This window comes from Bacteroidales bacterium (genome assembly GCA_012517825.1).
GTDB lineage: Bacteria > Bacteroidota > Bacteroidia > Bacteroidales > JAAYUG01 > JAAYUG01.
The window spans coordinates 41,584-53,507 of record JAAYUG010000121.1; the positions used below are offsets into that span (position 1 = coordinate 41,584).

8 protein-coding genes are annotated in these 11,924 nt (G+C 45.4%); 5 read left to right on the forward strand and 3 right to left on the reverse strand.

Features of this window, described 5'->3' with window-relative positions:
• Nucleotides 1-193: 193 nt before the first annotated feature.
• Both GX419_08615 and GX419_08620 read right to left on the reverse strand, forming a co-directional pair.
• Nucleotides 194-820 (reverse strand): hypothetical protein, encoded by a 627-nt coding sequence (locus tag GX419_08615; protein NLI24752.1) that lies wholly within the window; start codon nucleotides 818-820, stop codon nucleotides 194-196.
• Between the two features lie 6 nt (nucleotides 821-826).
• Nucleotides 827-1,654 carry a 4-(cytidine 5'-diphospho)-2-C-methyl-D-erythritol kinase gene (locus tag GX419_08620; GenBank protein ID NLI24753.1) on the reverse strand — a complete coding sequence of 276 codons (828 nt, stop codon included), beginning with the start codon at nucleotides 1,652-1,654 and terminating at the stop codon, nucleotides 827-829.
• Nucleotides 1,655-1,765: 111 nt separating this feature from the next.
• On the opposite strand from GX419_08620, the gene GX419_08625 reads away from it, so the two are divergent.
• From GX419_08625 to dnaB, 3 genes are all read left to right on the forward strand, one after another.
• On the forward strand, nucleotides 1,766-4,357 hold the full coding sequence (locus tag GX419_08625; protein NLI24754.1) for a T9SS type A sorting domain-containing protein: 2,592 nt from the start codon (nucleotides 1,766-1,768) through the stop codon (nucleotides 4,355-4,357).
• An 11-nt stretch (nucleotides 4,358-4,368) separates the two neighbouring features.
• Complete coding sequence (locus GX419_08630) at nucleotides 4,369-6,420, forward strand: T9SS type A sorting domain-containing protein (protein NLI24755.1); 2,052 nt, start codon at nucleotides 4,369-4,371, stop codon at nucleotides 6,418-6,420.
• A gap of 321 nt (nucleotides 6,421-6,741) precedes the next feature.
• Entirely contained in the window at nucleotides 6,742-8,268 is a 1,527-nt protein-coding gene (dnaB, locus tag GX419_08635; GenBank protein NLI24756.1) for a replicative DNA helicase, read from the forward strand.
• Nucleotide 8,269: 1 nt separating this feature from the next.
• On the opposite strand, the gene GX419_08640 is transcribed toward dnaB, so the two are convergent.
• Entirely contained in the window at nucleotides 8,270-8,956 is a 687-nt protein-coding gene (locus GX419_08640; protein NLI24757.1) for a noncanonical pyrimidine nucleotidase, YjjG family, read from the reverse strand.
• Nucleotides 8,957-9,048: 92 nt separating this feature from the next.
• Between GX419_08640 and GX419_08645 the strand changes: the two genes are divergently transcribed.
• The gene (locus GX419_08645; protein ID NLI24758.1) at nucleotides 9,049-10,116 is read left to right on the forward strand and encodes a DEAD/DEAH box helicase; all 1,068 of its coding nucleotides are present in this window, start codon (nucleotides 9,049-9,051) and stop codon (nucleotides 10,114-10,116) included.
• 76 nt (nucleotides 10,117-10,192) lie between these two features.
• Entirely contained in the window at nucleotides 10,193-11,500 is a 1,308-nt protein-coding gene (gene rmuC, locus GX419_08650; protein ID NLI24759.1) for a DNA recombination protein RmuC, read from the forward strand.
• Nucleotides 11,501-11,924: the final 424 nt, after the last annotated feature.

Consider the following 11,924-nt stretch of genomic DNA (forward strand, 5'->3'; position numbering starts at 1 on the left):
ATTCGAGATTTTTGATTTCTGATTTCTGATTTTCTTGATCCTGAACGAAAACAAATAAAATCTCAAATCAGAAATCACAATTCACAACTCACAAATCACAAATTAAACTTAAACACCCGAAACGCTGGAACGCTGGAACTCTGAAACCTCACCAACCCTTCCCAGGGTATGTTTCACGGATTGATGCACCTTTCTATCCTTCATTAATTTCGCGCAGGAGATGGATAACACGTTCCCGAATCCTGGCATGTTGTGGAATATCATGGAATGTTCCGACCAGCTTCACTGACCGCCTGGAAATCCTGAGAATGTAAACCGGTAAACAATTGCCTGTAGCGCGGTAATAAGAATCCATCAGCTCAAGAAATCCGGTATCAGGGGCATAATTCTGATCCTCCCTGCGTTCAATAAAAATTACCAGATGATTTCCGGCCAGAAGCTCTTCAAGGCTTTTCTGCATGGTAATGCATATCTTCCGGCTGCTGGAATAAACGGGGACAGCATGAACTCTGCGCATGATCCATACACAGATAAACGAAATGGCAAATGCCAGCATTTTCCCCGTAAAACCATATATCCCCAGTTCCTTTTCAATGAAATCTTTCCGGATATATGACCTGCATTCTTTGATCTGCGTAACAGGGGCAATCACCCATGGATGCGCAGTAAACGGCGCATAAAGAAAAAAAATAACGGGTCCGTATGACAGGTTATGATTGGTTACATATATGGCAGGCGAATGACGTACGCCATTGCATTCTTCCCATTCAGGTTTCCTGTAAAAAAGCTTCAGTACGGTTTTAAGAAAATGAAAAAGCATACTGTTTCAGTGAAACATGCTGCCGATTTTCTCAATAAAGATACGATTTCCTTCCGATAGCGCATGTACCTCAGGTTTGTCGGTAAACAATCCATACAGGGCAGAGCCACTGCCTGACATGGATGCGTAAACTGCTCCAGCCTGGTAGAGCCGGTTTTTTATATCTGCAAGAAGAGGGTATTTTCTGAAGACAGGTTCCTCAAAATCGTTAACGAGATGTTCTCTCCATAATTCTATATTTCTGAGGACAGTCTTTTGAACAGGTTCCGGTGGTTCAGCCGGAGTAATCTGTGCATAGGCCTCTCTGGTTGGAACATGAAGGGGCGGGATAACAAGAACCAGATAATAGCCGTTTACATCAACATCAACCCGGGAGAGGACCTCTCCCCTCCCCTGCGCTGCCATAGGACAGTTATATAGAAAAAACGGACAATCGCTGCCAATCCTTACCGCATATTCTTTCAACTGCTCTTCGGTGAGGGACAGATCAAAAAGCCTGTCAAGCATTTTCAGGGCAAAAGCCGCATCGGAAGAACCTCCCCCTAATCCGGCGCCACTCGGAATCCGCTTATGAAGATACATGTCAACCCCCGGAATTCCCTTCTCCTTATGCAGTATTTCCCATACTTTCATACAAAGATTGCTCTGTGGATCGCCTTCAGGAACCAGTCCGGTAACTTCAATATTTGCCGTTTGAGTATAATTTGGAACGATTTCCAGAACGTCACTTAATCCCACAGGGAAAAAAAGCGTCTGAATATCATGATAACCGTCAGTCCGTTTTCGGATCACCCTCAATCCGAGATTTATTTTGGCATTTGGGAAATCTATCATGGAGCAAAAATAAGCATTTAGATAAAATTAAAATATCTGAAAAATATTCTAACTTTGACAAAAATCAGGTTGGCGCAATTAATTTAATCAGCTCTTTATATAGCTTTCATAATGAAGAAAATATCAATTACTCTTTCATTGCTTTTTATATTATTTGCAAGTTGGGGTCAGTGGAAATTGACCAATATACCACGGTATCGATCGGTAAATGATGTTGTTTTTGCCGGCAATCGGCTGATTGCTGCCGGAGGACACGAAACCAACGATGCCATTACGGGCATATATATTTCACAAGACTCAGGGAGAACGTGGAATATCGTTCAGGATTCACCGAATAGCCCCTGGCTGAGAGCATTATCTTTCCCTTCTTCTTCAACAGGATATACTGCCGGAGATAACGGGCTGATAATGAAAACCAATACAGGAGGTGATTCATGGACAGTACTTACCCTCCCTCCGGCAATTGCAGGAAGGAATTTCAGGAGCATATTTTTTACTTCAGAAGATACAGGTTTTATTGCAGGCGGTCAGTATGATACGGATACGCTTCATACGTTCGCATCCACCACGGATGGTGGAAACACCTGGAACGTGCGTATGGATGAAAAGGGAAATTTTTTTAAAGCCTGTTGGTTTTTCAATGCAAAAGACGGCATTATTGCCGGCGACAAAGGAACACTTCTTCTGACAAACGACGGAGGCCTTTCATGGGAAATACCCACTGTTCCTCCCTCCGTAAAAGAAAGACAATGGAATGCATTGTATTTCAGGGACCGCTTGATTGGTTTTGCTGCCGGAGGGCATCCTTCCAATGATACCCTTCAGACAATCATCCGCACATCCGACGGAGGACATACCTGGCAGGTGGTTCATGACAGCCTGGCTCCTATGCTGAATGATATTTGTCTTGCCAGTGCGACCGACGGTTTTGCAGCAGGAAATAAGGGAACTTTACTTAAAAGTACAGATGGTGGACTCACATGGATTCCTGCTGTTTTGCCTTCCGGTCTGAATGACGAAAGGGATCTCCAAGCAATCGGGTTCCTGAATCGCTTTACAGGTGTTGCAGCAGGTTCTGACGGGAAAGTTCTTGTTTATGCCGACTCATCCGCTCACCCGCCTATGGTGGCTTCTCTGCAGGCAAAGCTGATCAGTCCGGGGAATATCAAATTAAAAGTTCAGGTTAATCCAAACGGACTTCCAACCCATGTTTTTTTCTCATACGGGAAAGAAACGACCGACGAAAACACGCTCGCGGCCAATCCGGAAGTTCTTTCCGGAATTGACTGGCAAAACAGCGGCATTACACTTTCTGGCCTCGACCCACAGGCATTTTATGTTTTCCGGGTACGCGCCGAAAACAACGACGGAACAGCTACCAGTCAAACCCAATCATTTTTTGCCGGAACCGACATACCTAACTGGAGTTTTGAGTTATGGGATACCCTTGTTTCGGATATTCCTGTTCCATGGTCTACAGAGGGCTCGGTAGAAAAAGTTGATGGTGAGAACGGAAAAACAGCCGTAAGGTTGCAGGCAAAAGACAATGAGCCCGGAGCCGTTCTTATAGGAAACCTGAACAACGGGAACTTTGAAGGAGGTGTTCCATTTGCAGGACAACCCGATACAATCGGAATCAGGATAAAATACGAAATTGCCAGTGGTGACAGTGCTTTTGTACTCCTTCTGCTGAAGAAAGAAAGCGCTCTTCTGGCACAAGGCATCTTCAAAATAGGTGGTAGTTCTGAAGGCCAGTTCGTTACCTGCAAGTTCCGAATCCCTTATCAGGTGCCCGCAGAAAGCGACAGCATTATTATAGGCATTGCCTCAACCGATGTACTTTCAGGAAAAAAAGATCCTATGAGCGTTGTTGTGATTGATGAAATCTTCTTTATGCACACAACGGCAACTCTACCCAACAGCGATTTCGAACAATGGGAACAGATCATACATTATACTCCGAAAGGATGGTACCCCGGAGGGGATAACAAAAATTCTCCGGGCGAATCTTCAGTCCGTATATCCGAAAATGCTTTCGATGGTTCCTATGCCCTGGATTTCATAAACCGGAAGTATGAAGGATACAGCCAAAGTTTTCTTTCCACTAGTCCCTTTAAATCAATTGGGCCGTCATTTCCCGTTTCAGGAAGACACGAAACACTTTACGGATACATTGGATTTGAGCCCGACGGAAATGACACGCTTTTCATTAGTGTTAACATGTTCCGAAATGGAACCATGGTAGGTGAAGGATATTATTTCCATACCGGATTGCTTGAACCATACGGACAATTGGAAATCCCTCTCAGCTACACATCCCGGGATGTTGTTCCAGACAGCGGATATGTAGGATTTTTGTTTAACCGCAACGCATCAGAGAACACCAGAGTTCTCATTGATGCTCTCAGCTTCGATACTCCTGCTCTGAAAATTAAAGATAATACAGCCAGGGAAAAAAGGCTGCTTTATCCCAATCCTTTTCATGATGCAGTCAGTATTTACTGGCCTGAAAGTGAAGGAAAACCGATTGTGATTGAGCTATACGGGATAACTGGCCGGAAGCTGTTCTCGGAAAAAACCATTTCACGCGGGATTCATTTGATTCGGTTTACCAATCTTTCTCTTCCCCGTGGAATCTATCTGCTCAGGGTTTGGAAGCAGGAAGATGGTTCTGGATTTGTACAGGAAATAATGCATAATTAATAACAACCCCCATGAAAACAAAAATTGCCAGCATCATTACATTGGCGTTCACCGCTCTGATTTTCGCCAATGGGTTCTCACAACCTGTAAAGGTATCACCTCCGGCCGGAACCTTACTACAGGTAAGCCCAACCGACCCAAGATCTATTGGTATTACGGCAACATTGTTTCAATACAGTGATCCCACTTTTCCTTACTGGGATTATGATTCTTCCTGTATTTATTGGGGTGTAAACGACACCTTGTTTAACGTCATCAATGGGGCAAACAATGCCCCTCCGAATACCAGCTGCAGTGGAATGTCAAATCTTGTCTATGATTTTGCTTCCTCCGATCCAAGAAACCTTGTATTCAAAGGTTTCACAAACTATAAATACCTGAATACTTCCAATGCATGGGTTACGAATACTGTTCCTGTTCAGATGATCATTTCCATTGATATTCCGGTAGACATGCAATTCAGGATGACAGGGGGATATCTGCTGGCACGGATACCAAATTCCAGCCAGGTATTCAGGATATTGGTTCGCATGTATGCATTGAGTCCGGCTGATGCACAGTATTTTGCAGGAGGCCCGGGACAATGGTATGCTCCGATATACTTGTTTGATATATTGCATACCGATCCGAATACCTCCATTTGCACCAACTGGGACGGAGGTTCTTTCTTTAAAATTCCATTTTACGCCGATGTATTCAAAACAGAACCTCTCTGCAATGGTTCTTCTGACGGAGAGCTGAGAACCGAATACACCGGTGGCATTCAGCCTGTAGGAATTCTGTGGAGTACAGGTTCTACTGATGCCGTCCTTTCCAATATACCAGCAGGTAATTACTGGGTAAGAATAGCTGATGCCACCCAATGTGTAATTCAGAAAAACATCACCGTTAATGAACCTGCACCAGTTGCTCTTTCCAGCAGCAGCAAAGACATATCCTGCTTTGGTGCTGGTAACGGCGAAGTATCGGTTCATGCTCAAGGAGGCACATTACCTTACCAGTTTCTCTGGTCAAACGGCAAAACAGATAGTGTTTCGGCAGCAACTCAACCAGGCACCTATTCTGTAATTGTTACCGATGCCCATAATTGCAAAGCTTACGACACAGTGAATGTAAATGAACCGGAGAAAATTGTTTTGCACGCCGAGATCACGGAACCTTCCTGTTATAGCATGTCGGACGGAAGTCTTGTCATTACTGCCGAAGGAGGTATTGCCCCATTCTCTTTCCTCTGGGATGGAGGCAGTACGGAAGACACCCTTGCAGATATTAGTGCCGGAAATTATATAGTTACCGCTACGGATCAGAACAACTGCGCCGAAACTGATACTTTTACGGTACAACAACCGGCACCGCTGGGCATTGATGCCACCGTAACCGATGTTACCTGTTTCGGAGGTAATAATGGTGCAATAGATCTTCTCGTAAACGGCGGAACACAGCCATATTCTTTTGCCTGGAACGACAATGCCATGACAGAAGACCGCGAGAACCTTCCTGCAGGTTCTTATTCCGTTACCGTGACAGATGATCATGGATGCAGCGCCGACTTTGCTGTTGAGGTCTCAGAACCTGCTGAAGATTCCGCTTCGTTCCAGTTCGACATCACCCACAAAACGGCAAGTTTCACCAACCAGTCTTCACAGGGCACCTATGTATGGAACTTTGGTGACGGCCAGTCCTCGGAAGAACAAAATCCGCAGCATACCTATCTTAATGACGGTACATACAATGTTTGCCTTACTGTAACAACCAACTGCGGAACATGGAGCCGATGCACGGATGTCGTCATTAACACCGTTGGTATATCTTCCGGCATTGCCCGACTGTGCAAGCTGTATCCAAACCCTGCCGCGGATTTTCTGACCGTTGAATGGCCTTCTGAAGAGGGATTACAGCGCATATCAATTATTGACCTTTCAGGAAGAGTAATTTCGCAGGATGTACCTGATAATTCCGGAAGAAAAACCATCGACATATCATCACTTCCTTCGGGAGTATGGCAACTGCAAATGGTCTTCCGGAAAGAAACGGTACGAATACCATTTGCAGTGATTCGGTGATATAGTTCACTGCCAACAGTTAATTAACCCGGATTCCGCATTTACCATGCGGAATCTTTTTTAAAGTTTGTTATACTGAATCTGGGCTGGATTTAACCGAAATAAAGGTCTCACATTTACCAGCCAAGCATTCATTTTTTGCCTTTCTGATAGGTAATTCAGACTGAATAACAGACTGTTGGTTCTGAACACACTCTCGCAGGCAAAAAGTTACCAACAGCCTGTTCATTTTGTGGTAATATTTTTTTCAAAAATATCCTTTCTCTTTTTTGGAATTAGGCGGGCTTCTTTTCCTACCTTTGCAATGAAAACAGAAAAAATATGCCAGCCAGGACACCCCGCAAACCAGCACCCAGGCAGGAATCGCTTCCTGCCGACTATGCCAAAATGCCCCCTCAGGCTATCGAACTGGAAGAAGCTGTTCTGGGAGCTATCATGCTCGAAAAGAATGCTTTACTTTCAGTAATCGATATTCTGAAACCGGAAAGTTTTTATAAAGAAGCCCATCAGAAAATCTTCCAGGCGATCCTTGATTTGTCTTTGGCTGAAAAGCCCATTGATATTCTTACTGTTACCGAACAACTGCGGGCCAACAAGCACCTCGATGAAGCCGGAGGTCCGGCCTACATCAGCCAGCTTACTTCCCGCATAGCCTCGGCAGCACACATCGAATACCACGCCCGCATTGTTGCCCAGAAATACATTCAGAGAGAACTGATCAGAGTGTCTTCCGAAATCCAGAAACAGGCATACGACGAATCGATTGACGTGAACGATCTTCTGGAGTTCTCGGAAAAGGAACTCTTTGAAATTGCCACAGGAAACATTAAAAAAGAGTCGTTGCCGGTAAATACCATTCTGAAGGAAGCCATCCGGAGGATTGAAGAAGCCAGCAAGAGGTCCGACAACCTGAGCGGGGTTCCTTCCGGATTCACCAAACTGGACAGGATTACTTCAGGGTGGCAGCGGTCTGACCTGGTCATTATCGCCGCAAGGCCGTCGATGGGTAAAACCGCCTTTGTTCTTTCCATGGCCCGCAACATGGCTGTGGAACACAAAATACCGGTTGCCATTTTCTCTCTGGAAATGTCATCGGTTCAGCTGGTGAACCGTATGATCGTCAGTGAAACGGAACTTCCTTCCGAGCGGATTAAAAACGGAAAACTCACCGAAGAGGAATGGAAGCAGCTCGACGCAGGCATACGTGACCTTGTGCACGCTCCCCTGTACATTGATGACACGCCGGCCATCAGTATTTATGAATTGCGGGCAAAATGCCGGCGCCTGGTCGTTCAGCACCAGATTCAGGTAGTCATCGTCGACTACCTGCAGCTGATGACAGCTCCCGTCGATGCCAAAGGAAGCAGGGAACAGGAAGTCAGTATGATTTCCCGCTCACTGAAAGCACTGGCCAAAGAACTGGATGTGCCGGTAATTGCTCTTTCCCAGCTGAACCGATCCGTTGAAACCCGTTCAGGAACCAAAAGACCGCAACTTTCCGACCTCCGCGAATCAGGAGCTATTGAACAGGATGCCGATATTGTCATTTTCATTCACCGGCCCGAAAAATACGGCCTGTTTGAAGACCTTGACGGAAATTCCACCAAGGGAATTGCTGAAATCATTGTTGCCAAGCACCGAAACGGACCTACAGCCGATATCCAGTTGCGCTTCCGCGATGACCTGGCCCGGTTTGAAGACCTGGATTCATTTGCTCCGGTTGACACTTCACTTGCAGGAAAGACCGTTACCATCGGAAGCCGCATGAACCAGGATGTGGATGAACGCTATGAAGGAAAATTCACGCTCGGCCGCAACGACTCGTTTGACCAGGAAATACCGTATTAGCTCACAGCAAATCTTTCAGTTCAGCGAGGGCATATATTTCAAAGGTAGGCTTCATGGTATGAGGAATACGGTCAGGATTGAAAAAAACCTGGTCAATGCCATAATCAGCCGCCCCGGAAATATCGGCTATGGGATCATCGCCAACCATCAGGCATTGCTCCTTTCGTGCGTTCAGGGAAGAAACCGCCCGATGGAAAAACTCCCTGCCCGGCTTGGTTGTTCCCAGTTCATCCGAGGTAAATATATGCAGGAAGTATGGACTCAGGCCTGAATGTTCTATCTTTGCAACCTGTGTTTCCTTAAAACCGTTCGAGAGAATATATAAATTGTATTTCCGGTGAAGATATTCGAGAACCTCCTTTGCGTCGGGAAAAAGCTGCTTCTGAAGCGGAAGATTGCTGATAAAAGCATCGCTGAAGCTGTCAGCCAGGTCTTTGCCAGGAATACCAAACGCGGCAAATGTGCGGCGCATCCTCTCGTAGCGAAGCGTTTCCTTGGAAACTTCACCGTCGCGATACTGTTCCCAGAGCATCTCATTATGACGGTTGAATTCTTCCAGAAACTTTTCCGGTTCAATTCTGTTATGCAGATGGTACTGGTAGAACAAATTCAGAAGCGTTTCGCGCGAATTGGCTTCATAGTCCCACAGTGTGCGGTCAAGGTCAAAAAAGATATAACGGTACTTCATAAACAGGTGTCAAAATTAATTATTAATTGGTAAGTCAATTGGATTTTTCAGAATTTCATTTTGCAGACCCCTTGCTGGAAGCTATTGATTCCATGGGATTCAGGGAACCCACTCCCGTGCAGAAAGCTACTATTCCTCCGGCCCTTGAGGGTAAAGACATTATTGCCTGCGCGCAGACAGGAACCGGCAAAACGGCTGCTTATTTGCTGCCCATATTGCAAAACATGATATCACGCCACCAGATCGGTAAGCGAACGGCCTGCCTTGTCCTTGTTCCTACCCGTGAACTTGCTGTTCAGATTGACCAGCAGTTTCAGGGATTTGCCTATTTTGCGGGAGCCGTTTCGGTAACTGTTTACGGAGGGGGTGATTCCATGGGCTGGGATTATCAAAAGAAAGCCCTGACCGAAGGAGTAGACTTTGTGATCGCTACACCGGGCCGGCTTTTATCCCACCTGGCCCTCGGATACGTTGATTTCAGCCATTTAAAATACCTGGTGCTGGATGAAGCCGATAAGATGCTCGACATGGGCTTCTTCGATGACATAATGCGGATCATCTCCCTTCTGCCGACAGAGCGACAAACCATTCTTCTTTCAGCTACCATGCCCGGCCCTATCAGGCAACTGGCAAAAAAAATCATGAAAAATCCGGTGGAAGTCAATATCGCTATCTCCCGCCCGGCTGAAAATATTACTCAGGCAGCCTATATGACCGAAGATGGGAGAAAAATCCACCTGATTGGACAACTGCTGAAAGGCAAAAACCTGCGAAGTGTTCTTATTTTCTGTTCTACCAAAAAAGATGTCAGACAGGTTGAAAAAGAACTCCAGAAAGAAGGATTTCAGGTACGCGGCATCCAGTCAGACCTTGACCAGTCGGTCAGGGAAGAAATCATGCGCGATTTCCGGAATAAAAAATTCCAGATTCTTGTGGCAACCGATATTCTCTCCCGGGGTATTGATATTGAAGGCATCGAACTGGTCATCAATTATCACGTTCCTTCCGATCCTGAAGATTACATTCACCGGATCGGACGCACAGCACGCGCCGATGCAGACGGCCTGGCCATCACCTTTGTCAATAAAGCCGAACGAGGCAAATTTGAGCGGATTGAACGATTTCTTGGCCAAAAAATCTACATTGTTCCCACTGAATAAGGAATAGCAAACTCTGCCGGTTTGGATCACAGGCAGGTTTTGTACCTTTACGTATTGAATTTTTAAATACAATTTCATGGACATTTTCTTGTTTGCTGCAGGTCTCATCGTTGGAGGATTGGCCGCCTGGTTCATTTTCCGGCTGATTCAGAAGGAAAAACTTTCGGTTTTTTCAGAAAAAAGCCGGTTTCTTGAAGACGCTCTCTCACAGGAACAGCGGAAAACTGCTGAAAAAGACACCCAGTTGCTCGATTTGCAGGCTAAATATTCGGCAGCGGTAGCTGACCTCAGAAACATGCAGGAACAGCTTGCCCGTCAGAAAAGTGAACTGGAAGAAGTGCAGAAACGGTTTTCGGTGGAATTTGAAAACCTTGCCAACCGCATTCTTGAAGAAAAAACAAAAACATTTACTGAACAAAACCGGACTCAACTGGAAAACCTGCTCAATCCTCTTTCGGAAAAAATCAGGGAATTTCGTGATCAGGTGGAAAAGGCCTACGGAACAGAGCGGGAACAACGCTTTCATCTGGGCAAAGAGATTGAACGCCTGGTGCAGATGAACCAGCAACTGAGCGACGAAGCCCGCAGTCTTACAAGGGCTCTGAAAGGAGATACCAAAGCCCAGGGAAACTGGGGAGAGGTAATTCTGGAAAAACTTCTCGAAAATTCCGGACTAACCCGCAACCGCGAATATACCGTCCAGGAACGGATGGCAGATGAAGAAGGCAGTACGCTGATTCCCGACGTCATTGTCCGCTATCCGGGCGGCCGTAACGTAGTAATTGATTCCAAGGTGTCCCTGGTTGCCTACGAAAAATTCGTCGCAGCCGAAGAGGAAGAATCCCGTCAGCAGGCTATAAAGGAACATCTTGATTCGGTAAGGAAACACATTCTTGAATTAAGCCGCAAAGACTATCAGTCGCTCTATCAGCTCAACTCCCTGGATTTTGTTATGATGTTTATGCCGGTAGAACCCGGATACCACCTGGCACTTCAGCAGGACCCTGAATTATGGCAATATGCCTATCAGAAGAGAGTGCTTCTGATGAGTCCGACCAACCTGCTGGCTGCCCTGAAACTCATTGAAAGCATGTGGCGCATTGAATATCAGAACCGCAATGCCCAGGAAATTGCCCGGCAAAGCAGTGATCTTCTCGACAAATTCAACGGTTTTCTCGAAGATCTGAAAGATATAGGCAAAAAAATTGATGATGCCCACCATGCCTGGGAAGAATCCATGAAAAAGCTTTCCACGGGAAAGGGAAGCCTGCTGAACCGTGCCCTCAAAATTCAACAGCTCGGGGCACGACCGAAAAAAGAAATTCCCAGAGAAATCGCAGGATTTTCAATACCTGAAAATGATGAAAACGAGCCAAATAACTGAGAACTTAAAAAAGGGATTCTCGTTTCATAACGTGTTCACTTTAGGAAAATAGGAAATTTCCGAGGATTTTTGATTTGTGAGTTGTGATTTCTGAGTTGTGATTCAACAGGTTTGCGTTCCGAATCAAAAGAATCTCAAATCAGAAATCAAAAATCTAAAATCACAAATCTCACATCCTTGCCTGGATAGACCAGGCTTTATTTTCACAACGTGATCCATTACGTGTATTCCAAATTTCCAATTTCCCATTAATGAATTTCCGATTTCCAATTTCCCATTTCCCATTAATGTGTTCAGGTTTTCATAGCGTGATCACTTGCAGAAAATTGGAAATTGGAAATTTTCGGTGAGTTGTGATTTCTGAGTTGGGATTTAATTGAACTACGTTTTAAATCAAAAAATCCCGTCCCTGGATAAATTGGTA